Source organism: uncultured Roseobacter sp. (assembly GCF_947499265.1).
GTDB lineage: Bacteria > Pseudomonadota > Alphaproteobacteria > Rhodobacterales > Rhodobacteraceae > Roseobacter.
Genome location: NZ_CANMNK010000008.1, coordinates 173,111 through 196,879, shown reverse-complemented (window position 1 = coordinate 196,879; position 23,769 = coordinate 173,111). Strand labels below are relative to the sequence as shown.

The following is a 23,769-nucleotide window of genomic DNA, read 5'->3' as shown; positions in this document are numbered from 1 at the left end:
TCCAATTGGAGGGCGGGCCAATTTACGCAGCTATATTCCGGATCAGACGGCGGCCTGATCCCGATGCGCTGCCCGACGGTTGGACAATTCATCCGCCACAAGGAACGCCAGTTCCAGCGATTGGCTGGCATTCAGGCGCGGGTCGCAGGCGGTATGGTAGCGATCTGACAGGTCTTCATCGCTGACGGCGCGGACACCTCCGGTGCACTCGGTCACGTCTTGCCCGGTCATCTCGAAATGCACACCCCCCGGCACGGTGCCCTCGGCGGCATGCACGCCAAAGAACTCGCGGACCTCCCGCAGCACGGAGTCGAAGGGACGCGTTTTATATCCGGTAGAGGATTTGATGGTATTGCCATGCATCGCGTCGCAGACCCAGGTCACATTGGCACCTTCCTCGCGCACGGTCTTGATCAGCCGCGGCAGGTGTTCACCCACCGATCCCGCACCAAAGCGCGCGATCAGGGTCAGGCGGCCCTCTTCGTTTTCGGGGTTCAGCTTGGCCATCAGCACCTTGAGATCGTCAGAGGTCATCGACGGTCCTGCCTTCAGACCGATGGGGTTCTGTACACCGCTGGCAAACTCCACATGCGCCCCGTCCGGCTGGCGTGTCCGGTCGCCGATCCAAATCATATGACCGGAACCTGCCAGCCATTTGCCGGTGGTGCTGTCCACGCGGGTCAGCGCCTCTTCATATTCCAACAGCAGCGATTCATGGCTGGTGTAGAACTCCACCGACTGCAGCGTATGCGCCGTCTCCGGCGTGACCCCGGCCGCTGACATGAAATCCAGCGTGTCGGAGATCCGGTTGGCGATATCGCGGTAGCGCTCGACCTTCTCGTGTTCGGTAAAGCCGAGCGTCCAGGCGTGCACCTGATGGATGTCCGCATAGCCCCCGGTGGAGAACGCGCGAATGAGGTTCAGCGTCGCGGCCGCTTGCGTGTAGGCGCGCAGCATCTTTTCCGGGTCCGGAATGCGGGCTTTGGTCGTGAAATCGAGCTCGTTGATGATATCACCCCGGTAGCTGGGCAATTCCACACCGTCGACGGTTTCAGTCGGTGCTGAACGCGGCTTGGCAAACTGGCCCGCCATGCGGCCCACCTTGATGACCGGCACCTTGGCACCATAGGTCAGCACGGTGGCCATCTGCAGCATCACCTTGAAGGTGTCGCGGATCGCATCCGAGCTGAATTGATCAAAGCTCTCGGCGCAATCGCCGCCCTGCAGCAAAAACGCCTCGCCGCGACCTGCCGCTGCAAGGTGCGTTCTCAAACGGCGCGCTTCACCGGCAAACACCAGCAATGGAAACCGGGCAAGCTGTGCCTCAACCGCTTCCAGCGCGGCCTGATCCGGATAATCCGGCATCTGGATCCGCGGTTTGGCGCGCCAGCTTGATTTCGTCCATTCTGTCATCTTTTCCACTCCGGGTTGAGCCCGCATTCCTGCGAGCGCTCACATCTCAGCGCTCTCTATACAAAAGCCTTGCACGAGTGACCATATCACAAATTCGTCCCCTTGACGTGGCATTCGGGCCATGACCAAGTGAGCGATGCGACTGGATATATCCAGATTCGAGTCTGACACAAGAAAACCAAGAGACGGCAATGTCCCAGCAACGTCCCGCCACGCGGAATGATCCGCCCGAAGACAAGCCAAAACGTTTCGTATTTGTCTTGCTGGATGACTTTACCCTGCTCTGCTTTGCCGCCGCCGTAGAGAGTCTGCGCATTGCCAACCGCATGGCCAACAAGAAGCTCTATGAGTGGCATATTGTCGGCGAAGGCGGCGATATCATCTATTGCTCTGCGGGCAGCGGGTTCAAGCTGGATGGCGATCTCGATGACCTGAACCGCGACGACACGGTGATGATCTGTGGCGGCATCGATGTGCAGGCGGCAACGACCAAACGGGTGCTGGGCTGGTTGCGCCGCGAGGCACGCAAGGGGCTGTTGATCGGTGGGTTGTGTACCGCAGCCTATACGCTGGCCAAGGCGGGGCTGCTGGAAGGCAAGCGCGCCACGATCCATTGGGAAAACCAGGACAGTTTCTCGGAGGAATTCCAGGAGGTGGACCTCACGAAATCCGTCTTTGTCGTGGACGGCAATCGAATGACCACGGCGGGGGGGACATCCTCGATTGACCTGATGCTGAAGCTGATTGCCGATCACCAGGGCGAAGAGCTTGCCAATATGGTGGCCGATCAGTTGATCTATGCCTCGATCCGCACCGATCAGGACACCCAGCGGCTCTCCGTGCCGACGCGCATCGGCGTGCGGCATCCCAAGCTCAGCAAGGTCATCCAGATGATGGAAGGCAACATCGAGGAACCGATCAGCCCGTCTATTCTGGCCAAGAATGTGGGCATGAGCACGCGGCAGCTGGAACGCCTCTTCCGCCGGTATCTCAACCGCTCACCAAAGCGGTACTATATGGAACTGCGCCTGCAAAAAGCACGCAACCTGCTGATGCAGACCGATATGAGCGTGATCAACGTCGCACTGGCCTGTGGATTTGCATCCCCCAGCCATTTCTCCAAATGCTACCGCTCGCACTATGATACCACGCCCTACCGCGAGCGTGGCAGCCATGCGACACGCCTGTCGGTCTAGGCGTCTGGCCGGGCAATGCGGTACACCGCGCCGTTTCCTGCGGAGATAAACCAGATGCTGCCGTCTGGGGCCTCTACCAGATCGCGCACACGCTCGGTGGCATCCGCCTCGATCTGCTGCACTTCGCGCGCCGTCTCCCCCCGAAGCGCCAGTCGGGAGATGTAGTCAAACTTCAGCGAGCCGACGAACATATCGCCCTGCCATTCGGGAAACATATCGCCCTGATAGACGATCAACCCGGAGGGGGCGATCGAGGGATCCCAATAATGCGCGGGCTGTTCCATGCCCGGCTTCGACGTGCCCTCGCCGATCTTGAGGCCGGAGTAATGCCGTCCGTAAGAGATCACCGGCCAGCCGTAATTGGCGCCCTTCTTGATCCTGTTCACCTCATCGCCGCCGCGGGCACCGTGCTCCGCCGTCCACAGCGTGCCCTGTGCGTCCAGCGCCGCCCCCTGCGGATTGCGATGCCCGTAAGACCAGATTTCCGGGCGTACGTCCGATTGCCCGACAAAAGGATTGTCACTCGGCACGGAGCCGTCACGATTGACGCGCACGATGGAGCCATTGTGGCGGCTGCGATCCTGCGCCGAGGGCCGGTCCCCGCGATCCCCGATGGTGACAAAGAGCGTGCCATCCGGTGCCTCAACCACACGGCTGCCGAAATGCTGGCCTGCCGAGGTGCCTGTCGACATTTGGAAAATATCACGCAGGTTTTCCAACCGGCTGCCATCCTGCGACAGCTGCGCCACCGCCAATGCGGTGCCGGCGCCGCCCTCCATTGGCTTGGAATAGGTCAGAAATACATCGCGCGTTTGGGCAAAGTCACGGGCCAGCGTAATGTCGAGCAGACCGCCCTGCCCCCGGTCCACAACGCGCGGCGCGCCTGCGACCTCGCGGGTGCTGCTGCCATCCCAATGGATGACCCTGCCGTCGATTTCGGTAACCAGCGCCCCGCCATCGGGCAACAGCGCCAACCCCCAGGGGGTATCAAGCCCGGTGATGACAGGGCTGATTTCAGCACGGGATTGATCCTGTGCCAGCGCCGCGCTGCCAAGACCCAGGAAGACCATCAGGGAAAAGCATTTCCAAAGGGTCATTGGCGATATCTCCTCATGCACATTGTCTTGCCAAAACTTAGGGTTGCAGACCCTGATCTCAAGGTCCGCTCCGCACAATGTGAGGGGGTGGAAAAGCGCTTTTCTTTTGAGCAAACCACGCCTAATCTGCGCAGCGAACGACACGTTCCAATATGGGAGAAAACAATGAAAAAACTGCTTTTGGCCTCGACGGCCGCAGCGCTTGTGGCGACATCTGCACTGGCAGGTGGCCACGCGAAAGAAGTCAAACTCGGCATTCTGATCGGCTTCACCGGCCCCATTGAATCGCTGACCGGCCCGATGGCGGCAGGTGCGGAACTGGCGATGACCGAAGTCACCGAAAGCGGCAAGCTGCTGGACGCGGCGAAGGTCACACCAATGCGTGCGGACACCGGCTGTATCGATAATGGTCTCAGCACGTCCAACGGTGAGAAACTGATCGCCGATGGCGCCAACGGCATCATCGGCGGCGACTGTTCCGGTGTCACCGGCGCGATCCTGCAGAACGTCGCGATCCCGAACGGCATGGTGATGATCTCACCTTCCGCGACCTCCCCCGGCCTGTCCACGGTCGAGGACAATGACCTGTTCTTCCGCACCGCCCCTTCGGATGCGCGTGAAGGTCAGGTGATGGCGGAAATCCTGCAGGAACGCGGCGTGAAATCCATTGCTCTGACCTACACCAACAACGACTACGGCAAGGGTCTTGCCGACGCGATCGAGAGCAACTTCAAAGCCGTTGGCGGTGAAGTGACCATCGTGGCCGCGCATGAAGACGGCAAAGCCGACTATTCCGCCGAGATGGGCGCGCTGGCCTCCGCCGGTGGCGATCTGCTGGTCGTTGCGGGCTATCTGGATCAGGGTGGTCTGGGCATCATCAACGCAGCGCTGGATACCGGCGCCTTTGAAACCTTTGGTCTGCCCGGTGGCATGATCGGCGACAGCCTGCCCGCCAATGTTGGTGACGCGCTGAACGGCTCTTACGGCCAGATTGCCGGTTCCGGCGGTGAAGGCATCGAAAAGCTTACCGCCATGGCGGGTGATGCGTTTGATGCAACCTCGCCCTATACGCCCGAAAGCTATGATGCCGCGGCGCTCTTCATGCTGGCGATGCAAGCCGCCGACAGCACGGACCCGGCCGATTATGGCAAGCACATCCTCGACGTGGCCAACGCACCGGGCGAGAAAATCTACCCGGGTGAGTTGGGCAAAGCGCTCGACATCATCCGCGAGGGTGGCGATGTGGACTATGTTGGCGCCTCCGCGGTTGAGTTGATCGGCCCCGGCGAATCCGCAGGGACCTACCGCATGATCGAAGTGCAGGACGGCAAGAACACGACCATCGGGTTCAAATAACCTGCGCTGAGAGACATTGAACAGCCCGGAGCCCCGCGCCTCGGGCTGTTCCTACATAAAAGGCACCGCGATAGAGTGCTGACGGGGAAAACATATGATCGTCGTTGACGACATTCACAAACACTTTGGTGGCTTTCACGCCGTCGACGGTGCTACGCTGGAGATTGAGCAAGGTTCCATCACCGGCTTGATCGGCCCAAACGGCGCCGGAAAAACCACCCTTTTCAATGTGATCGCGGGCGTTCTTCAACCGACCTCCGGCACTGTTACGATGGCTGGAGAAGACATTACCGGGCTGCCACCGCACACGCTTTTTCACAAAGGGTTGCTGCGCACCTTCCAGATTGCCCATGAGTTTTCCTCCATGACCTGCCGCGAGAACCTGATGATGGTGCCCGGCGCGCAATCGGGGGAAACCTTATGGAACACGTGGTTTGGTCGCAAACGGATTGCGGATGAAGAACGCGCGCTCAGGGCCAAGGCCGATGAGGTGCTGGAATTCCTGACCGTCGAGCATTTGGCGGACCACAAGGCGGGGCAGATCTCCGGCGGGCAGAAAAAGCTCCTGGAGCTTGGCCGCACGATGATGGTGGATGCCAAGATCGTCTTTCTGGATGAAGTTGGCGCGGGCGTGAACCGCACCCTGCTCAACACCATTGGTGACGCGATCATCCGGCTCAACCAGGAACGTGGTTATACCTTCGTGGTGATCGAGCACGACATGGATTTCATCGGGCGCCTGTGCGACCCGGTGATCTGCATGGCGGAGGGCAAGGTGCTGGCACAGGGCACGCTGGATGAGATCAAGGCTAACGAACAGGTGATCGAGGCCTACCTGGGCACCGGCCTGAAGAACAAAGACAAGGTGGGCGCATGAGCATTCGCCCGACGTGCTGGCCGCTGCGCGGCGGATTTTATGCCTCCGGCGGGGATATTTTCGGCCAGAAGAAACGGGAGTGGTTCGGATGAGTGCGGATCCCTATTCGGATCGTGGCAACAAGGACCTGTCACTGGGCAACCCCAAGGGCATGGGCACCGCGACGCCGGTGAAACCTGGCGGCAAGGCTTATGCCTCCGCGGGTGGGCCGTTTCTGATCGGTGAGAAAATGACCGGCGGCTACGGGGCGGGCCCCGATATTCTGCACGATTGCACCATTGCGGTGGACCGGGGCGAGATTGCCGTGATTGTCGGCCCCAATGGCGCGGGCAAGTCCACCGGGATGAAGGCGGTCTTTGGCATGCTGAACCTGCGAGAGGGCCATGTGAAGCTGGACGGCGAGGACATCACCGCGCTCAGCCCGCAGGACCGGGTGGCCAAGGGGATGGGGTTCGTGCCGCAGACCTCGAACATCTTCACCTCCATGACCGTTGAGGAAAACCTGGAGATGGGCGCGTTTATCCGCACCGATGACATCTCGGGCACCATGGCGCAGATCTATGATCTGTTTCCGATCCTCAAGGAAAAGCGCCACCAGGCGGCGGGCGAATTGTCAGGTGGACAGCGTCAGCAGGTGGCTGTTGGTCGGGCGCTGATGACCCAGCCCAAGGTATTGATGCTGGATGAGCCGACGGCGGGGGTGTCACCGATTGTGATGGATGAGCTCTTTGACCGGATCATCGAGGTGGCGCGCACGGGTATCCCGATCCTGATGGTGGAACAGAACGCACGGCAGGCGCTGGAGATCGCCGACAAGGGTTATGTGCTGGTGCAAGGGCGGAATGCGTATACGGGGACGGGCAAGGAATTGCTGGCAGACCCGGATGTGCGCAAATCGTTTTTGGGGGGGTGAGGATGGGTCTCTTGAGTTTAGCAAAACGGCGAGCTGGAGCCGTCAATTCTCTTTGTACATTGATCTTACTGGTCGCTTTTTCGAACCCGAGCGCGGCGGCCCCATTCGCGGAGATGTCTGAAACACAGTTGCAAGACGCCCGCAATCGTCTGGAAGAAGTTGGAAAAGTATATTCTGAAGCCTGCTCCTTCTCCGAGTATTGCAACGAAGACACGTGTCAAAGTGTAGATGCCCAAGGTATCTTGATGACCGCCGATGTGATCGAAAACGAAAGTGTCGATGAGCCAGCCACATTGTCCAATGGGTATTGGTTTGGCCCAATTGACTCCAGTGAAGCCACGCGGACGTTTCTGTACGGCCAGTCTACTGTAATTCTACCAAGCTACGGCGACAGGCTTGGGATTCTTTCCTTGGATCGTGCCACAGGAAACGCGCGACTAACCTTGCATGGCACAACCGAACACATCGTTGAGAGTTACATTGGGACCTGCGAGGTGCAGGGCTAATGGACTTCCTCAACGCTTTCATCGCCCTGTCGAACTTCGTGATCATCCCCGCTGTAGCCTATGGTTCGCAGCTCGCACTTGGGGCGCTGGGGGTCACGCTCATCTACGGAATCTTACGGTTCTCGAACTTTGCCCATGGGGACACGATGGCCTTTGGGGCGATGGTGACCGTGTTGGTCACCTGGCTGTTTCAAAGCTGGGGCGTGAGCCTTGGGCCGCTGCCCACCGCCCTGCTCGCCCTGCCCTTTGGCATTCTCGGATGCATGGCGCTGGTGCTGACCACCGACCGCATCGTCTATCGGTTTTACCGCGCGCAGAAGGCCAAGCCGGTGATTTTTGTCATTGTCAGCCTTGGCGTGACCTTCGTGCTCAATGGGCTGGTGCGGTTCATCATCGGGCCGGATGATCAGCGGTTTCTGGATGGCGAACGCTTCATCATCTCGGCCCGGACCTTTAGGGAGATGACCGGCCTGCGCGAGGGGCTGGCGTTCAAGACCACGCAAGGCATCACCATTCTGACGGCGGTGATCGTGGTCGCCCTGCTCTTTTGGTTTCTCAACCGCACGCGTACCGGTAAATCGATGCGCGCCTATTCGGACAATGAGGATCTGGCCCTGCTGTCGGGCATCAACCCGGAGCGTGTGGTGATGATCACCTGGCTGATCGTGGCGGGGCTGGCGACTATTGCGGGTGTGCTCTACGGGCTCGACAAGAGCTTCAAACCCTTCACCTATTTCCAGCTGCTGCTGCCGATCTTTGCCAGTGCTATTGTCGGTGGTCTGGGCAACCCGCTGGGGGCGATTGCGGGGGGCTTTGTCATCGCCTTTTCCGAGGTCACGGTGACCTATGCCTGGAAGAAAGTCGCGACTTACGTCCTGCCTGAAAGCATGGCGCCGGACACGTTGGTGCAGCTTTTGTCCACGGATTACAAACTAGCGGTAAGCTTCGTGATCCTGCTGATTGTCCTGCTGGTGAAACCCACGGGCCTGTTCCAGGGGAAAGCGGTATGAGTTCAGCTTTGAAAAACACGATCCTCTTTGCGGTGGTTTTTGCGATGATCCCGGTGATTGCGCAGTTCCAGGGCTGGAATGCCGCGCTCTTCGTGCTCAATATGGGGCTGATTTCTGCGATCATGGCGTTGGGGGTGAACCTGCAATGGGGGTTTGCGGGGCTCTTCAACGTCGGGATCATGGGGTTTGTCGCTTTGGGCGGTCTGGCGGCGGTGTTGGTCGGCATGCCGGTGACCCCCGGGGCATGGACCGCGGGGGGCTATGGTATCGTGGCGAGCCTTTTTCTGGGGGCGCTGACCATCGGGGGGGCGATCCTTGTGGCCGGTCGTATGGCCAAAGGCTGGCTGCGCACGCTGGTGGTGCTGGGCATTCTGATTGCCGGTTTCATGATATATCGCGGCCTCTTTGATCCCTCGGTCGAAGCGGTGGAGGCCATTGATCCGGCGCTCACCGGGTATCTGGGCGGGCTCGGCCTGCCGGTGATCATCGCCTGGCCCGTGGGGGGGCTGCTGGCCGCCGGGGCTGCGTGGCTCATCGGTAAAACAGCGCTGGGGCTGCGCTCGGACTACCTGGCTATTGCCACGCTGGGGATTGCCGAGATCATCATTGCGATCCTCAAGAATGAAGACTGGCTGTCGCGCGGCGTAAAGAACGTCGTGGGCGTGCCTCGCCCGGTGCCCTACGAGATCGATTTGCAAAACAACGCAGCCTTTGTCGACCGGGCAGCAGGCATTGGGGTCGATGCGGTCATCGCCTCAACGATCTATGTGAAACTGCTTTATTGCGGGCTTTTCGCCTTTGTCCTGGTGCTGCTGTTGTGGCTGGCGCAAATGGCGCTGAACAGCCCCTGGGGTCGCATGATGCGCGCGATCCGTGACAATGAGGTCGCCGCCGAAGCCATGGGCAAGGATGTGACCGCTCGGCATTTGCAGGTGTTCATTCTGGGCTCTGCCATCTGCGGCATCGCCGGGGCGATGCTGACCACGCTGGACGGGCAGTTGACGCCCGGCACCTACCAGCCTTTGCGCTTTACCTTCCTGATTTGGGTCATGGTGATTGTCGGCGGCTCCGGCAACAACCTCGGCGCTGTGCTGGGGGGGATGGTGATCTATCTGATGTGGGATCAGGGCGAATCCATCGGACTGGCCGTCATGGAATGGATTACGGCCAGCATGCCGGATGGCAGCGCGGTCAAGGCGCATCTGATCGAATCCGCGGCGCATATGCGCTTGCTGACCATCGGGGTGCTGTTGCTGCTGGTCTTAAGGTTCAGCCCGCGGGGGTTGATCCCGGAAAAGTAAAGGACGCCCTGCTGACGCTGGGCGACGCTATGATAGCCCCACCTGGCGGTGGGGCATTTGGATATTTAAGGCCAAGAGAAGGGTCAGCCTCAGCGACCTTTGAAGAGACCGCCGAGGATGCCGCGCACGATGCGCCGCCCGGTGGTGCCCTTCAATTCTTTGATCACCACACTTGCCACCGCGCCGCCGATGCTCTGGCTTTGTCGGGTAGTGCTGCGCCGCGAGGTGGAGCGCGCCACCCGCCCACCGGAATAGCGCCGCGCCGCATTGAATTCACGCAGTTGCGGCGAGCCTTCTTCTGCTGCCTCTTCCGCTTTTGCTGCTTCGGCTGCTGCCGCGTCTGCGCGTGATTTCAGGATTTCAAAGGCGGAGCTGCGATCTATGGCGGTGTCATATTTGCCGGCCATGTCAGAGGCTGCCATGAGTGCTGCGCGTTCTGCATTGGTAATGGGGCCGAGTTGGGAGGATGGTGGGCGGATCAATGTGCGCTCCACAATCCCCGGCACGCCCTTGCGTTGCAGCATGGAGGTGACCGCCTCGCCGACACCCACCTCGCGGATCGCCTCCTCGGTCTTGAACGCGGGGTTTTCGCGGTAGGTTTCTGCAGCCATGCGCAGCTCTTTGCGGTCTTTGGCCGTGAAGGCGCGCAGCGCATGCTGGATCCGGTTGCCCAACTGACCCAGAATATCTTCCGGTACGTCAGCAGGGTTCTGGGTGATGAAATAAACCCCCACCCCCTTCGAGCGGATGAGGCGCGCGACCTGCTCGACCTTATCCACCAGCGCCTTTGGCGCGTCGTCAAAGAGCAGATGCGCCTCGTCAAAGAAAAACACCAGCTTGGGTTTGTCCGGATCGCCTACCTCGGGCAGTTCCTCGAACAGCTCAGACAGGAGCCAGAGCAGGAAGGTGGCGTAAAGACCGGGCGCGCCCATCAATTTGTCCGCGGCGAGGATATTGATCTCCCCACGCCCCTTTGCATCCAGTCGCATGAGATCGGAGAGCGCCAGCGCCGGTTCCCCGAAAAGGCCGGTGCCGCCCTGGTTTTCCAGCACCAGCAAGCGCCGCTGGATCGCACCGATCGAGGCGCTGGAGACATTGCCGTAGCGCAGGGACAGCTCCTTGGCGTTTTCACCAATCCAGACCAGCAGCGATTGCAGGTCTTTGAGATCGAGCAGCGGCAGGCCTTCTTCATCGGCCAGACGGAAGGCGATGTTGAGAATGCCTTCCTGCGCCTCGGTCAGTTCCAGCAGCCGTGCCAACAACAGCGGGCCCATCTCGGACACGGTGGTGCGCACCGGGTGACCCTGATCGCCAAATAGATCCCAGAAGGTCACGGGGAAAGCTTCATAGGTGAAATCGGAAAACCCGATCTTGCCCGCCCGCTCCATGAAGGGCGTGTGCAGCTTGTGCGCCTCGGACCCGGATTTGGCGAGGCCTGACAGATCGCCTTTCACATCTGAGAGAAAAACCGGCACGCCGGCCTTGGAAAAACCTTCTGCCAAAATTTGCAAGGTGACGGTTTTGCCGGTGCCGGTCGCGCCCGCAATCAACCCGTGCCGGTTGGCATAGCCAAGGCTGAGATGTTGTTGCACGCCGTAGTCCGGCCCACCGCCGCCGATCAAAATATCCGCTGTCATGCCCGAAAATCCCCCAAGTCATATTTTCTTGGATTGACCATACGATTTTAACCTTTGAGAGCCATAGTGAATTTGTTCGGGTCGGTGATTATGTCCTTCCCGGCTCGGACATCCTCCCTGTCAGACTGGCCGTGCCGATTTTCGGTACGGCCCTTTTTTCAACTGCGGATAGGTTATGGTAACATTTAAGAATTCCGCCGACTTTCTGGTTGACGCCATGGGTGACGTTTCGTAGCCTCTGCGCAATAAGTCGGCCAGTCCGACGGGGAGAAGACCAATTTGGGAAGGGATGCCTCGCGCATCCCTTTTCTTATTTAGGTCTGCCCACAAAAAAATGATGGCCCGGGTGGCGATTTCCAGCCATCGGACCTGACACTGCCCGATACGCGTGCTACACCGCAGAAAAGCAGTGAAAGCGGAGCGAACATGCCCAAATATACATCGATTTTGGCCCGTAGTCTGGCCCTTGCATTGCCGATTGCATTTGCCTCGACAATGGCCATCGCGCAATCGGATACGACAGAGGAAACGCCTGAAGAGGCCCCGTCGACGCCCAATGAGCTGAGCCTTGGGGAGACCGCCCCGGAAGGCCCGCAGGTTGGGGAAACCTATATCAAGGAAGAGTTCGGCGATTGGGACATGCGGTGCATCAAGACCGAAAACGGTGAGGACCCTTGCCAGATGTATCAGCTTCTCTCCAACGAAGAGGGCACACCGATTTCCGAGTTCACCCTGTTCAAGCTGCCTGAGGGCGGACAGGCACAGGCAGGGGCCACCGTGGTGGTGCCGCTGGAAACCTCACTGGCGGGTCAGCTGACCATCAAGATCGATGACAAACCGGCGAAACGTTACCCCTTCGCCTTTTGCAATCGCGTTGGATGCTATGCCCGGATCGGTCTGACGGATGAAGACATCAACAGCTTCAAACGGGGCGGTGAGGCGGTGATCTCCATCGTGCCGATTGTGGCGCAGGATCAGCGGGTCAATGTCTCCCTCTCGCTGAGCGGGTTCACCGCCAGCTACGATGTGGTCTCTGTGATCGACCAGTAAGCCGTAAGATCGAAATCAGGGCCGCGCCGGTTTCGGGGCGGCCTTCTTCATGCCGCGCGCAGGGCTAGGACGGCGTTCATCCCGCCAAAAGCAAAGGCGTTCGAGATCGCAACCTTGACCGATGCTTCGCGCGCCTCGTTGGGCACCACGTCCAGAGCACATTCCGGGTCCGGCTCCTCATAGCCGATGGTTGGCGCGATCACACCGTCGCGCAGCGCCATGATGCAGGCCAGCAGCTCCACCGCCCCGGTGCCGCCAATCAGGTGCCCGTGCATCGATTTCGTTGAACTGATCATCAGCTTGTCAGCATGTGGCCCGAAGACATCCGCAACGGCTGCGCATTCGGTCTTGTCATTGGCTGCGGTGCCGGTGCCATGCGCGTTGATGTAGCCCACATCTTCGCGATTGATCCGTGCATCCTGCAACGCGCCGGACATTGCGCGCGCTGCACCGTTCTTCGAGGGCATCACGATATCGCTGGCGTCTGAGGACATGGCAAACCCGGCCACTTCGCAAAGGATGTCGGCCCCTCGGGCGCGGGCATGTTCATATTCCTCGAAGACAAAGACGCCTGCCCCCTCGCCCTGCACCATGCCGTTTCGGTTGGCGGAAAACGGGCGGCAGGCATCGCGTGACATAACGCGCAACCCCTCCCAGGCCTTGACGCCACCAAAGCAGAGCATGGATTCAGACCCGCCCGTGACCATCGCTGGCGCAAGCCCCGAGCGGACCATGGTAAAGGCCTGCGCCATCGCGTGATTGGATGAGGCGCAGGCGGTCGACACGGTGAAAGACGGGCCCTTGAGGTTATACTCCATGCTGACATGACTGGCAGCCGCGTTGTTCATCAGCTTGGGCACCACAAAGGGGTGCACGCGGTTTTTGCCGTCCTCGTAGACGGAGCGGTAATTGTCATCCCAGGTGCTGACGCCGCCGCCCGCCGTGCCCAGAACAACACCTGATTTGGCGGCCAGCTCGCCACTGAACACCAGCCCGGACTGGTCGATGGCCTCCTTGGCGGAAGCAAGCGTGAATTGCGTAAAGCGATCATAGAGTGACATCTGCTGACGGTTGTAGCGCCCTTCGGCCTCAAACCCGCGCACCTGTCCCCCGATCTGGATCGACAGCCGGTCGACATCCCGCAGATCGAGCGCCCCAATGCCGCAGGTGCCCGCCCGCATTGCCGCCATGGTGGTGGCCACGTCATGCCCAAGCGCGTTGATGGTGCCGGCACCGGTGATCACGACGCGTTTCATGGCTGCATCAACTCTGTTCGGCTTTCAACCGTTCGATCCCGGCGACAATCGACGCCACGGTGGAGATGTCGAAATCCGACGCTTTGGGGTCATTGGCGTTAAACGGCACCGAGATATCAAATTCTTCCTCGATCGCGAAAATGCTCTCCACCAGCCCCAGGCTGTCGATGCCGAGGTCCTCAAGCGTGCTTTGCAGAGTGACATCGGAGGGCTCAAGCACAGCTTGATCCGCGATGATGGCTATGACTTTGTCCTTGATGCTCACGCGTCCTGTCCTCTTTCGTCGCCTGAGGTGGATTTAGTCCTTCGCGTCCGGTTTGAAAACCGCTTTCTGCAAGGCAGCGATGTCGCGCATCACCCGTGGCAGGCGCCTGATCGCCTTGTAGCTTTCCATCTGGGTTTCCATTTTGGTGGCGGGAGAGCCCAAAATGGTGCGCCCGGCAGGCACATTGGAAAAGATCTTGCTGGCGCCCCCGGCAATGACCCCGTCCCCGATGAAGATATTGTCGCTGACGCCCACCTGACCGCCCAGCACCACGTTGTTGCCCACCCGCACGGACCCGGCGATGCCGACCTGTCCGCAGAGCAGGCAGTCGTTGCCGACGACACAGTTGTGCCCGATGTGCACAAGGTTATCGATCTTCGTACGGTCGCCGACCCGCGTGTCGCGGATCGTGCCATAGTCGATGGTCGCATTGGCGCCAACTTCCACATCATCGCCGATGGTCACAGCCCCCAGCGAGTGGATGCGTTCCCAGGACTGAGCGCTGGTATCCTGCTGATCGCCCAGCGTGGCGCGCGCCGCCTCGACGCCCGAGGTATCCGGTGTCGCATAGGAAAACCCGTCGCCGCCAATGCGGGCACCGGGTTGCGCAATAAATCTGTCACCGATGGTCACCCGCGCGCCGATCGAGACCGCCTCGCGCAGGTATGCCTTTTCGCCAAGCTTTGCATTCCAACCGATAAAACACTGTGGCCCGATCACGCTGCCCGCGCCGATCCGGGCGCCCGCAGACACCACGGCAAGCGGGCCGACATGCACGCCTTCCCCAAGCTCTGCCGATGGGTCGATCACGGCGCTGGGGTGGATCTCAGCGGCATACCCCTGCCCCGGATCCAGCAATTGCGTCAGGCTGGACATGGCATACCGGGGGCGTCTGGGAATGATCGCAGCCTTCAGGCCAAGCGCCTGCCAATCGGCGCCCTGCCACAGCAGCGCTGCCTGTGCCTGTCCGTCACTGATCGCCTCCGCATAGGTCTTGCTGGTGGCAATCGCCAGATCATCGGCTTTTGCACTCTTGGGTTCCGAGGCGCGCCCGATCCGCAATGCGGTATCGCCATAAGCGTCGGCCTCAAGCGCTGTGGCAATCTCCTCGACGCTATACGTCGTTTCGGTCATGGCGATGGGCCCCCAAGCTGCTCAGGGGATTGATTTAACCCTGAACAGCCCGCAATGCCACCCCTGCTTTGGACAGGGCATTCCAGATTTGCGAATCACGACCATAGATGTCGCGGCGGAATTCGGCGCGGCCTTTGCCATCGATGAAGGCGGTCCGGTAGATGATGTGCACCGGCACCGGTTGCTTCAGATCGACCTGTTGCTCCTTGCCGGTGGCAAGCTTCGCCTGGAACAGACCTTTGGGATCATTGGTCTGCTTGGCCAGCAACGCATAGGCAAAGTCGAAGGGGTCTGCCAGACGGATGCACCCATGGCTGTAGGCGCGGGTTTCGCGCGAGAAGAGGTTCTTCGCCGGTGTGTCGTGCAGGTAGATGTTGTACGGGTTCGGGAACATGAACTTCACCAAGCCCAGGGCATTGCCGCGGCTGGGCGGCTGGCGCATTGCAAAGGGGAAGGTGCGCGCGGTGAATTGTGTAAAGTCCACTGCGGTGCGGTCGACCCGGCGGCCCTGACGGTCGGTGATCTCGATATGGTTCACCGCGTTGGGGTTCTTTTGCAATTCCGGCAGATATTCCTTGGTCACAATGGACCGCGGTACATACCAGCTTGGGTTGATCACCATGAATTCCATGACGTCCGAGAATTCGGGCGACTGACGATCCCGCTCGCGGTGTCCGATCACGGAACGGGTTTCAAAGGTCACCTTGCCATTGTCGATGATCTTGGCGGAGAAGTCGGTCAGGTTGACCTCGACATGACGACGACCGCGTTCCTGGTTGAGCCAGCGCTCGCGCTCCATGGCCACGATGACCGATTGCAGGCGGGTCTGAACCGAGGTGTTGATTTCCTGCATCGTGCCTGGCCCGGCCACGCCGTCTTGCGCCAGGCCGTGCGTGCCCTGGAACCGCTGCACGGCGGCGGTCATTTTGGCGTCATAGGACTGACCGGCATTGCGTTTCATATAGCCCATGCGCACCAGGCGGTCGCGCAGTGCCACCACAGCCGCACCCGTGGCACCGGGTTTCAGGGTCTTCGAGGGCACGGTTGGCCCCCATCCACCCTGCGCCAGCAACCTCTCAAGCCGCAGTTTTTCCTTCATCAGCCCGGTGTATTCGGTGGTTTTCGGGGCCAGTGCCCGGAAAAAGCCCTTGGGCGACGACTTGACGAAATTCACCAGATAGGATTGACGGTCGCGATACGGCACCTTGCGCACGATGGCTTTGTTGACGCGCGCCGGGATCAGAACGCCGGTTTGCATATCACGGGCAAACTGCAGGAAGACGCGGCTGATCTCGACCTCCACAAGGCCAAGATCGCGCGGTGTACGGGCGGCCTTCATTTTCGCCTGCAGGCCCTTCACGTCATAGCGCGCCGCAGGCAGACCATGATTGTCCGCCGCGCTGAGCGCCTGAATGAGTGCCGCGCGGCGACTGCGATCACGGCCTTTGCCGGTCCAGATGCCCTCATAGCCATTTGCTTGGTAAAAGGCGGCGATGTCCTTATCGCGGGCGGCCGCCTCTGCCACCGCCTGTTTGAATGCTGTTCCCTGCGCTTTGGCCGGTGCCGCAAAAATCAAACTTGATAAGGCAATCAACGTGACTGCCAAGAAATTCAGAAAACGGCGATTGGACAAGACCAAAGATGGCATGAGGACCTCACTCAATAAAATATCGGTATGTGTTTGACCATCGCAAGCGCAGCTGTCCAATAACATTTAGGTTTTCGGTCAAGGAAACGTGAAAATGATGCAACCATGCATCGCAAAAGCGATTTGTTCCGACGTTTCTCAAGATTGGCGATATTTTGCCTAAAATTGGTCAAAAAGAACCGCTCTGGCTTTCAGGACTTGGTTAACAATCGGCGCTATGACATACCAATGTTGCATCTGGGGAAGAGATGACACCCTCGTGTAACATCACGGGTAAAGGCAGAATACGGGGCGAAAACCTAATGACGAACGACGGCTCACTGAGTATGTCACGCCGGGCGCTATTGACAGCGTTTGCGGCAACGGCAGTAACGGCAGCACCAACATTTGCATCCGCGGCAGGGTTTCTGCGTGGCGGGGGTGATATCAGACGGATCCGAATGTACTCCGGTCGCACCGGTGAACGGATCGACATGATCTATTGGATCGAGGGCAAATATGTGCCCGAAGCTGTCAAGGAAATCAATCACTTCATGCGCGATTGGCGTACGGATGGTGTGAAGTCCATGGACCTGCGCACAATCGATATCATGTCGGCGGCGCATAATCTTCTGGATGCCAGCGAACCCTACATGCTGCTTTCGGGATATCGCAGCCCGCAGACCAATGCGATGTTGCGATCACGCAGCCGGGCGGTTGCCAAGAATTCGCTGCATGTCAAAGGTCAGGCAGCGGACCTGCGGTTGTCGAGCCGATCCGTGGCTCAGGTCGCGCGTGCGGCACAGGCCTGCAAAGGCGGTGGAGTTGGTAAATACTCACGCTCCAATTTCGTCCATATGGACTGCGGAGTGGTACGCACCTGGGGCCGCTAATCCGGACCCGATACGCGATATCTTGCAAAGACGGCGGCCAAAACGTGCCGCCTTTTTTGTGCGCCACTGTTTGCCGTCCAGAGGTCGGAACTTAGGTGCGATTTATGTTAAAATGAGCGTTTATGACGTGTCGACCGGGTAAGGGGTGGTTTCGCGAGACGCAGCGGAAGTTGGGTATCTTCAGCGCAGTCCGTGCGCGTTACCCCAACCTGTCGATCTCGGATGCATCAACGATCATCGCCAGGCGCCAAAAGCGTGTGAGCTGCGCTTCGAAGTGATCTTGCGCCTCTTTGGGTACCCCTGACAGCTGCTCGACCCGGAAACCAAATCGCTGCATGCCACATGTTACGATATAACTCAGAAAGACCGGGAAGATTTGCCGCTCCACCGCGATGGATGCCAGCCGCCCGGCCAGAAAATCCGCATTCTCGACCGGTGCTGTGATCCTAATCCCAATGCGCGACTGCCGGTCTGCCGGCGTGTCCCAGATCGCCGCAGATGGCGGGAAGCGAGCAAGATGCACCTCAGCGTCCGGTGCGGGGGTCGCGGCATCGAATACCAGCCTGTCGAGCGCCAGAGGTTCATGGCGCGAAAGATGCGCAAGGGTCGTATGATAGTCCTGCTCCGGTGTCATCGCACAGACCCCTGTTCTATGAGTTTCGCCGCCGCGTGATTACCCGGCTCCGGCAGGGTTACAGCGCGCAGGGCCTGTCGCACCACGTCAGACTTTCCATTGTCCAGAAAAGCGGTGACTTCGCGCTCAAGGCTCATCAATTCGACCTCCTGCACAAAACCCGCCAATCCGCGTTCAAAAGCGGCCCGCGCGCGCCGTTCCTGATCGTCCAGATAGGGCGCTGACTGCGGGATCAGGATTGCCGGGACCTGCGCGTAGATAAGCTCATGAAATGAATTGTAGCCGGTCGCCGATATGGTGAGATCCGCCGCCTGACAAAGATCAAGCGTGCGCTCGGTGTGGATGACACGGCTGTTGTGCCAGCCGTAAAGCCCGCTTGGCACCACCGCATTGGGCCAGGCGACCACCAGATGCAGGCAATTGACCCGCCGTTCCAACAGGCTGCACAGGAATTGCGTTTGCGCGGTGCGCTCTGACGCCACCCCACCGCCAAGCATCGTCACAACCAGCGTGTCGATCTTGCGCTCAAACTGCGCACTCAGACGCTCCCGCAGATTTTGCGACTGTTCCGGCGCGATTTCTTTCTGCTGTACGATGGGCCCGACCTTGTGAATGTGATCGCCGGAGGAATAGTCGGTGTTCAGTTCCGCGAATGCTTCCGTTGGCACGATCACTTTTGAAAAGGCGCGCTCCCGTTCGAGCGCGATGGGATTGATCTGACCCGGGCGCCACAGTCCACGCCGAATCCAGACTGCAGGGTTTTGCAAACGCGAAATCAGCCGGTAGACGGAATCGAACACATACCCGCCGTCAAATACAAGCTGGTCGCCCGGCCGAAGCGTGCTGCGCAGCCGCAGATAATTGACGAGATCTGCGGCATATTCCACGCTGTGATCGGCGCTGCGCGGGACCATCGGCACGCAGGAAAATCCGCGGTTGCGCAGCATTTCGACGCAACTGGGAAAAGCCACAAACCGGCGGGCATGCTCGGTTTGCATCGCCTCACCGATCAACGCACATCGCTGCGCGTGCCCCATGCCATTCCCGTTGGTGGGGAAAAACACCGTGTGCGGGTCTGACGCAGGTTCCAAAGCGGCGGGGCGTTCCAGCTGCAATTCACGCTCCAGCCCGGTGATATCAAAGGGGTGCAGCCAGGCGCTTTGCTGTGTGCGGCGGCCAATTTCCATCCGGTTCTGCGATACGGTTTCCTGCAGGTAGCCGGGCAAGGCCGCGACATGTTCGGGACCTTTCAGAACGGGCGCGCCTACCGCGCTGAACCCCGAAGAGGTGGTGCAATCGATCACCACTTTGCCAGCCCCCATCGCATCAAGCGCAAGTGCTGCCATGCGCTCGCCCGGAACATTGGTCCCCAAGAACACCAGCACATCGAAGTAGTGCAGCAATTCCGTAGGCGGCAGTTCGGCGTAGCTGAAAACCGACAAGCTCCCATGCCGCGATCTTCGGATCAGATCCTTGCCCTTGGAATTCGTCAAAATCTGCAGATGTATGTTCGGGCTGTAGTTGACCACGCAAAGGTCGCTCAGCGTGGTATCCTGTTCCTTGATATCTTCGCAGGGGATGTAGACAAGCACGCGCACCGCTTTGCCCTCCGCCTGCGAAGGGCTGTCGCCAATTTCGGTGAACTGAGGTGCAATCGCACCCTCCATCAGCGATGGCCGCTGCGGGCTGGACAGATCGAGCAGCTTTGGCTCCCGACCGGTGGCATAGGCAATTTTATTCCGCGCGCTGATCGCATCCTGATGCTGTGAAAACTGCCCCAGCACCCAGATCGGAATGTCCTCCCCCAGATGCATGGTACCCAATATCGTCTGCACCTCGGTTGAGATGGTTTCGGCCCCGATCAGAACCACCGATTTTGGCGCAATATCAGCGAAATCCGCCAGGAACGGGGCCATTTCGTATTTGTTTTGTTTGGTGACATTCTCCGGTAAAAACCGGTCGTCTATCGCAACCGGATGCCCAGATTTGTCTAACTGCAGTCCCAGGAGCAAAAGCGCGTCAAAGTGTTTTGCGGAAATCTGGCCGCAACACAGCAAGATCATGGTGTTACTCCTGCACAGCCGGTCAGAAAATTGCCCATTCTCGATTTGAATGCCGCTGCGGAGAAGCGCGCCAGTTTTTGCTGACCCGACAGCACATCGGCCCGATAACGATCCGGTGCAGCAATATAGTTTGCTATGATCTGATCAATTTCTTCGGGGGCGGCGCTGATGGCCGCACCCTCGAATGTGCGGGCGGTTTCTGGATCGGTGATTGCGATTTTGCCGGCGGCCACGGCTTCGGCAATGACACGGCCGAAGCTTTCGCGCCATGTGGGCGCGGTGTAGTAGACCAGAAAGTCGATTTCATCAAAATACTGCTGCAGGGTCAGCCCGCCGAAAGGGTGGACGCTCCAATGCGATGGCAGATCATCTGCTTGCATCAGGCTGTCGGCCCCAAGGATGGTGTTGATCGCAGCGGTTTGTGGAAAACACATCTCCAGCACGTCACGCTGCGGAAATTTTTCCAGGCCGGGGCGCGAATGACGGCCCCTGCGATCACGCGGGCTGGATGTCGGCGGGATCATGTCAAAGGCGCAGATATTGAACCAGTCCGTGTCCAGTAGCGACCACCCTGCCCCCAACCTGTTTGCCGCGTCCCAACCCGTCACGGTCGATCTGTTCCACGCGGAAATTGGCGCAATCCGCCGGTCCAGCGTGACGGATGCGGCAGCAATTTGATCAAGGCATTTCGCCACATCGAAAGCTTCTGCACCGCCGGGCCGCAGAAAATTTTCGTGGGTCACCACCACCAGATTGCGCGCCAGGATGGTGACGCCGAGACTGTCTTGAAATTTCAGGCAGGATGGGTTGTGAAAAATCACGATATCCGCTGCGATGTCCCCGCTTGCCCAGTGGAAGGGGATGTTCAAGCGCAACAGGGTATTGCTCAACTGGGGCGCGACCCTCTGACCTGAAAACATATCTGTCTCCAAACCAAAAACCTGCACCTGCGCCATGGTGGAGACGACCTCCAACTCGGCGGCAACTGCCGAGGACGTGCCGCCCGGAAATCGAGGATCAAGAACATAGGCGATCCTGAGGTCGGGCGCTGCGCTTTGAACGGAGTTCATGGCTCAGTAGATGCGCTGGTTTGACGTCGCGGTCGAAGCTGCCGCTTGATTGCCGGGGGGCGCGTCGAACCTGTTAAGCAGCCCGCGTTTTGCATCATCAACAAAGGAGCGCAGTTCCGACGCCAAGGGGCTACTACCCGCGGTGAGCCTCGGGTTGGCCTGGACGTAGGTGTAAAGCGCGCGCCAGTCTCCACCGTCAATGAGTTTCTCGATGGTCAGCAATTCGTCGATTGAGGGCTCCTGCTGTGCCGCACCGGATGACCCCATGAGCACGAGCATTGTTACGACTGCGATTAGATTGTTATTGGCCACGGCTTCATCCGAAATGATTACTTCTAAAACTTGTCATCTACTTGCGTGTCTGGGCAGGGGAACCTTGGGCGATTATTCCCTGCCCCGGTCTAGGGCGACCGCGTCCCAAGGTGTTCCCCGCGCCGCAGACTGTTGACCAGCCTGTTTTCCAGTTGCGCCTTCAAAGAGGCGCGTCTTTGTGCAGCGGTGGGCGTTCTCTTGGGCCGGTTGTTTGTGCTTGCGAAAGCTCTGTTGCCTGCCATCCAGACTTCAATGCGACCGGGCGGTGCAGAGTTGCGTGCGCCGGTGAAATCGCGGGCAATGCCACCGACCTCAGCGGCAACGGCTTGCGCGACCTGTTCGTCCTGAGGGCTGTAATAACGGACGTGGGTTTTGGACACTTTGAAATTGACACGGTTGACGGATGCAACCGGAAAGCCGGTTGCGGTCAGGATCTCGGCGTTACGGTCCAAGGCATCGCTCTTCACGTTTGTGGGCGCAAAGGTAACGAGGCTGAATTGTGCGGCCTTGTCACCGCGAAAGCCGAGCCGGAACGCCAGATCAGGTCGGCTGATAGGCGGACCGCCGACGTCTGGCAGTTTGAATGAAACCGTTTCCGTCGGCAGCACGCTCGCGTTCTGCGCTCTGATCGGCGGCACGTCCGCTTGCGATCCGTCCAATCCTGTCACCGGCTCTGCGAGGTCAATGGACGCCCAATCCACCACATTCGGATAGAAAACATCCAATTTCAGCGGCTCCGACCAGACGGTCGCTGGCGGATCGCCTTTCATGCTTTCATACATCTGCGGCACGGGCATCCGGATCGGCGCGGTCTGCGCAGCAAATGCTTTTGCCAGGACCTGGCTTTCCCGGATCGGAGCATTCAGACTTGCCAGGAATGTCAAAGGTTTAACATTGCTAACCTCAGGTAAAACCGGAAGCGCATCTGTCATCCGTTCTGTGCCTGTCAGCAGCTGTACCGCATCGCCGCGCACAGGGCTTGCAAACGCCAGATCGATCGGTCCGGTGTGTATCTCGGCATATGTGAGCGGTTCCGAAGTCAGGGCGATGATGTTCAGCCGCGGACCCGGCGACAGGACATCGGCGGGTGCATTGTCAGCTGCCGACGCGGCGAAGAGCCTGGGCATGCCGGGCGGACCTGTCTGAACAGCCGTGAGCTTTGGCAAACTGAGGTCTGCATTTTGGCCGATCGTCGACACGACAGGCAGGCTCAGGCCAGAGCCGGAGAAAATGCTTGGCGCTTCGGGTTTGATGTCCGGGCTGGCAAGATTTTGCTGCGGGGCAACATCCGTCAGCGAGACCCAACCCATGCCGACAACCGCGCCAAAGCTCAGGACCATGCCAAATCCAAGCCCGAAGAAACAGGCGAATACCACGGTCGCGACCCGCGGGATGGATGCTGGAAAAAGCTTTCCACGTACCGGTTGTGTCACCACCCCCTCTTCGCGGAATGCTGCGGCCAGACTGGCCGCCTCTTGCGCCGGATCAGCCTGCGCAGGTGTCGGATCTTCATCCATCGCATCTGGCACGGGGGCGGCCATCGGCCGCGGCGCGACGGGGGCAAAGGGCTGCATCCCCTCTTCGTCCAGAAAGCGCGGGCGTTTCACCACGGGCTTCTTGCCGGATTTTCCTTTGGCTTCGAGCAGTTTTTGACGCTTGGCACGTGCTTCCGCCAATCTGTCCTCCCAATCGGTGGACAGAAGATCATGTGCGGTTACTTTCGACGCGCTTTGTGATTTGCCAGCGCTTTCTGCGCTCTCTTCTTTGGCCAAATCCGACATTTTCACAGCCCCCAGACTGCTTTCAAAGAACTATTCAAACGAATCCCAAAAATATTAATCGAGTTTATATACAATCTAGGGTTTTGCAAATTCCCTCCGTGGGTCACCGCGTTTTGTTCCTGTGATGATGTCATTTTACAGGAAAATACAGCCTGTGCATCTGGTCCGGCTGCGGAATTCAGATCCGGCCAGCAACATGCAGCCGATCATCTGCCCATATGGCGGTCAATGCCCGAATTGTCAGAAAGCGTCAGATCAAAATGAGTAAGGATTTTCGATTATGTTAAGGCCGCGCGACGCTGAAAAGCCCGAGCACCATCAATGGCAAGCGTATCCCGCTTTCAAAACGGCTACGGGCACAAAGATAACGGGAAAATA

The 23,769-nt window shown here is 59.4% G+C and carries 21 protein-coding genes; 9 read left to right on the top strand and 12 right to left on the bottom strand.

Annotated features, from left to right (window positions below; translation table 11 throughout):
• Positions 1 to 42: 42 nt before the first annotated feature.
• Positions 43 to 1,413 carry a class II 3-deoxy-7-phosphoheptulonate synthase gene (locus Q1A63_RS21535; protein ID WP_298975490.1) on the bottom strand — a complete coding sequence of 457 codons (1,371 nt, stop codon included), beginning with the start codon at positions 1,411 to 1,413 and terminating at the stop codon, positions 43 to 45.
• A 191-nt stretch (positions 1,414 to 1,604) separates the two neighbouring features.
• On the opposite strand from Q1A63_RS21535, the gene Q1A63_RS21530 reads away from it, so the two are divergent.
• Positions 1,605 to 2,609, top strand: coding sequence for a GlxA family transcriptional regulator (locus Q1A63_RS21530; RefSeq protein WP_298975492.1), 1,005 nt, complete (start codon positions 1,605 to 1,607; stop codon positions 2,607 to 2,609).
• Here Q1A63_RS21530 and Q1A63_RS21525 read toward each other — a convergent pair.
• Positions 2,606 to 3,679, bottom strand: coding sequence for a PQQ-dependent sugar dehydrogenase (locus Q1A63_RS21525; RefSeq protein WP_298975676.1), 1,074 nt, complete (start codon positions 3,677 to 3,679; stop codon positions 2,606 to 2,608). The two genes, Q1A63_RS21530 and Q1A63_RS21525, sit on opposite strands and share 4 nt — an antisense overlap.
• A gap of 192 nt (positions 3,680 to 3,871) precedes the next feature.
• Here Q1A63_RS21525 and Q1A63_RS21520 point away from each other — a divergent pair, with 192 nt between their 5' ends.
• The 6 genes from Q1A63_RS21520 (at position 3,872) to Q1A63_RS21495 (ending at position 9,669) form a co-directional block, all read left to right on the top strand.
• Positions 3,872 to 5,062: an ABC transporter substrate-binding protein gene (locus Q1A63_RS21520; protein ID WP_298975494.1), complete on the top strand. Its 1,191-nt coding sequence runs from the start codon at positions 3,872 to 3,874 to the stop codon at positions 5,060 to 5,062.
• A gap of 94 nt (positions 5,063 to 5,156) precedes the next feature.
• Positions 5,157 to 5,939, top strand: a complete 783-nt coding sequence (locus Q1A63_RS21515) for an ABC transporter ATP-binding protein (protein ID WP_299409166.1) — start codon at positions 5,157 to 5,159, stop codon at positions 5,937 to 5,939.
• A gap of 88 nt (positions 5,940 to 6,027) precedes the next feature.
• A complete protein-coding gene (locus Q1A63_RS21510) occupies positions 6,028 to 6,852 on the top strand; it encodes an ABC transporter ATP-binding protein (RefSeq protein ID WP_299409169.1) in 825 nt (274 codons plus the stop codon).
• Positions 6,853 to 6,965: 113 nt separating this feature from the next.
• A complete protein-coding gene (locus Q1A63_RS21505; protein ID WP_299632463.1) occupies positions 6,966 to 7,358 on the top strand; it encodes a hypothetical protein in 393 nt (130 codons plus the stop codon).
• Positions 7,358 to 8,368: a branched-chain amino acid ABC transporter permease gene (locus Q1A63_RS21500; RefSeq protein WP_299632462.1), complete on the top strand. Its 1,011-nt coding sequence runs from the start codon at positions 7,358 to 7,360 to the stop codon at positions 8,366 to 8,368. Before Q1A63_RS21505 ends, Q1A63_RS21500 begins: the two co-directional genes overlap by 1 nt.
• Positions 8,365 to 9,669: a branched-chain amino acid ABC transporter permease gene (locus Q1A63_RS21495; RefSeq protein WP_298975501.1), complete on the top strand. Its 1,305-nt coding sequence runs from the start codon at positions 8,365 to 8,367 to the stop codon at positions 9,667 to 9,669. Before Q1A63_RS21500 ends, Q1A63_RS21495 begins: the two co-directional genes overlap by 4 nt.
• 89 nt (positions 9,670 to 9,758) lie before the next feature.
• Here Q1A63_RS21495 and Q1A63_RS21490 read toward each other — a convergent pair whose 3' ends face one another.
• Entirely contained in the window at positions 9,759 to 11,306 is a 1,548-nt protein-coding gene (locus Q1A63_RS21490) for a helicase HerA-like domain-containing protein (RefSeq protein WP_298975502.1), read from the bottom strand.
• Positions 11,307 to 11,732: 426 nt separating this feature from the next.
• Here Q1A63_RS21490 and Q1A63_RS21485 point away from each other — a divergent pair, with 426 nt between their 5' ends.
• Complete coding sequence (locus Q1A63_RS21485; protein ID WP_298975503.1) at positions 11,733 to 12,356, top strand: invasion associated locus B family protein; 624 nt, start codon at positions 11,733 to 11,735, stop codon at positions 12,354 to 12,356.
• A 47-nt stretch (positions 12,357 to 12,403) separates the two neighbouring features.
• Here the strand turns inward: Q1A63_RS21485 and Q1A63_RS21480 are convergent, their stop codons facing one another.
• The 4 genes from Q1A63_RS21480 to Q1A63_RS21465 are packed head-to-tail and all read right to left on the bottom strand — an operon-like array spanning position 12,404 to position 16,659.
• The gene (locus tag Q1A63_RS21480; RefSeq protein WP_298975504.1) at positions 12,404 to 13,612 is read right to left on the bottom strand and encodes a beta-ketoacyl-[acyl-carrier-protein] synthase family protein; all 1,209 of its coding nucleotides are present in this window, start codon (positions 13,610 to 13,612) and stop codon (positions 12,404 to 12,406) included.
• A gap of 7 nt (positions 13,613 to 13,619) precedes the next feature.
• Complete coding sequence (locus Q1A63_RS21475; protein ID WP_298975506.1) at positions 13,620 to 13,877, bottom strand: acyl carrier protein; 258 nt, start codon at positions 13,875 to 13,877, stop codon at positions 13,620 to 13,622.
• A 33-nt stretch (positions 13,878 to 13,910) separates the two neighbouring features.
• Entirely contained in the window at positions 13,911 to 15,011 is a 1,101-nt protein-coding gene (lpxD, locus tag Q1A63_RS21470) for a UDP-3-O-(3-hydroxymyristoyl)glucosamine N-acyltransferase (RefSeq protein WP_298975508.1), read from the bottom strand.
• 34 nt (positions 15,012 to 15,045) lie between these two features.
• On the bottom strand, positions 15,046 to 16,659 hold the full coding sequence (locus Q1A63_RS21465; RefSeq protein ID WP_299632461.1) for a L,D-transpeptidase family protein: 1,614 nt from the start codon (positions 16,657 to 16,659) through the stop codon (positions 15,046 to 15,048).
• Positions 16,660 to 16,985: 326 nt separating this feature from the next.
• On the opposite strand from Q1A63_RS21465, the gene Q1A63_RS21460 reads away from it, so the two are divergent.
• Positions 16,986 to 17,531, top strand: a complete 546-nt coding sequence (locus Q1A63_RS21460) for a DUF882 domain-containing protein (RefSeq protein ID WP_298975678.1) — start codon at positions 16,986 to 16,988, stop codon at positions 17,529 to 17,531.
• 199 nt (positions 17,532 to 17,730) lie between these two features.
• On the opposite strand, the gene Q1A63_RS21455 is transcribed toward Q1A63_RS21460, so the two are convergent.
• The 5 genes from Q1A63_RS21455 to Q1A63_RS21435 all read right to left on the bottom strand — a co-directional run bounded on the left by Q1A63_RS21455 (position 17,731) and on the right by Q1A63_RS21435 (position 23,391).
• On the bottom strand, positions 17,731 to 18,165 hold the full coding sequence (locus tag Q1A63_RS21455) for a hypothetical protein (RefSeq protein WP_298975512.1): 435 nt from the start codon (positions 18,163 to 18,165) through the stop codon (positions 17,731 to 17,733).
• Positions 18,162 to 20,228 carry a glycosyltransferase gene (locus Q1A63_RS21450; protein WP_298975513.1) on the bottom strand — a complete coding sequence of 689 codons (2,067 nt, stop codon included), beginning with the start codon at positions 20,226 to 20,228 and terminating at the stop codon, positions 18,162 to 18,164. Before Q1A63_RS21450 ends, Q1A63_RS21455 begins: the two co-directional genes overlap by 4 nt.
• Complete coding sequence (locus tag Q1A63_RS21445; RefSeq protein WP_298975514.1) at positions 20,225 to 21,298, bottom strand: hypothetical protein; 1,074 nt, start codon at positions 21,296 to 21,298, stop codon at positions 20,225 to 20,227. The genes Q1A63_RS21450 and Q1A63_RS21445 overlap by 4 nt, the downstream gene beginning before the upstream one ends.
• A gap of 3 nt (positions 21,299 to 21,301) precedes the next feature.
• The gene (locus Q1A63_RS21440; RefSeq protein ID WP_298975515.1) at positions 21,302 to 21,577 is read right to left on the bottom strand and encodes a hypothetical protein; all 276 of its coding nucleotides are present in this window, start codon (positions 21,575 to 21,577) and stop codon (positions 21,302 to 21,304) included.
• Positions 21,578 to 21,699: 122 nt separating this feature from the next.
• Positions 21,700 to 23,391, bottom strand: coding sequence for a hypothetical protein (locus Q1A63_RS21435; RefSeq protein ID WP_298975518.1), 1,692 nt, complete (start codon positions 23,389 to 23,391; stop codon positions 21,700 to 21,702).
• Between the last annotated feature and the right edge of the window lie 378 nt (positions 23,392 to 23,769).

Coding starts and splice junctions, on each gene's coding strand:
- Q1A63_RS21535 (WP_298975490.1), bottom strand. CDS start 1,413: ATGACAGAATGGACGAAATCAAGCTGGCGCGCCAAACCGCGGATCCAG.
- Q1A63_RS21530 (WP_298975492.1), top strand. CDS start 1,605: ATGTCCCAGCAACGTCCCGCCACGCGGAATGATCCGCCCGAAGACAAG.
- Q1A63_RS21525 (WP_298975676.1), bottom strand. CDS start 3,679: ATGGTCTTCCTGGGTCTTGGCAGCGCGGCGCTGGCACAGGATCAATCC.
- Q1A63_RS21520 (WP_298975494.1), top strand. CDS start 3,872: ATGAAAAAACTGCTTTTGGCCTCGACGGCCGCAGCGCTTGTGGCGACA.
- Q1A63_RS21515 (WP_299409166.1), top strand. CDS start 5,157: ATGATCGTCGTTGACGACATTCACAAACACTTTGGTGGCTTTCACGCC.
- Q1A63_RS21510 (WP_299409169.1), top strand. CDS start 6,028: ATGAGTGCGGATCCCTATTCGGATCGTGGCAACAAGGACCTGTCACTG.
- Q1A63_RS21505 (WP_299632463.1), top strand. CDS start 6,966: ATGTCTGAAACACAGTTGCAAGACGCCCGCAATCGTCTGGAAGAAGTT.
- Q1A63_RS21500 (WP_299632462.1), top strand. CDS start 7,358: ATGGACTTCCTCAACGCTTTCATCGCCCTGTCGAACTTCGTGATCATC.
- Q1A63_RS21495 (WP_298975501.1), top strand. CDS start 8,365: ATGAGTTCAGCTTTGAAAAACACGATCCTCTTTGCGGTGGTTTTTGCG.
- Q1A63_RS21490 (WP_298975502.1), bottom strand. CDS start 11,306: ATGACAGCGGATATTTTGATCGGCGGCGGTGGGCCGGACTACGGCGTG.
- Q1A63_RS21485 (WP_298975503.1), top strand. CDS start 11,733: ATGCCCAAATATACATCGATTTTGGCCCGTAGTCTGGCCCTTGCATTG.
- Q1A63_RS21480 (WP_298975504.1), bottom strand. CDS start 13,612: ATGAAACGCGTCGTGATCACCGGTGCCGGCACCATCAACGCGCTTGGG.
- lpxD (WP_298975508.1), bottom strand. CDS start 15,011: ATGACCGAAACGACGTATAGCGTCGAGGAGATTGCCACAGCGCTTGAG.
- Q1A63_RS21465 (WP_299632461.1), bottom strand. CDS start 16,659: ATGCCATCTTTGGTCTTGTCCAATCGCCGTTTTCTGAATTTCTTGGCA.
- Q1A63_RS21460 (WP_298975678.1), top strand. CDS start 16,986: ATGTCACGCCGGGCGCTATTGACAGCGTTTGCGGCAACGGCAGTAACG.
- Q1A63_RS21455 (WP_298975512.1), bottom strand. CDS start 18,165: ATGACACCGGAGCAGGACTATCATACGACCCTTGCGCATCTTTCGCGC.
- Q1A63_RS21450 (WP_298975513.1), bottom strand. CDS start 20,228: ATGATCTTGCTGTGTTGCGGCCAGATTTCCGCAAAACACTTTGACGCG.
- Q1A63_RS21445 (WP_298975514.1), bottom strand. CDS start 21,298: ATGAACTCCGTTCAAAGCGCAGCGCCCGACCTCAGGATCGCCTATGTT.
- Q1A63_RS21440 (WP_298975515.1), bottom strand. CDS start 21,577: ATGCTCGTGCTCATGGGGTCATCCGGTGCGGCACAGCAGGAGCCCTCA.
- Q1A63_RS21435 (WP_298975518.1), bottom strand. CDS start 23,391: ATGTCGGATTTGGCCAAAGAAGAGAGCGCAGAAAGCGCTGGCAAATCA.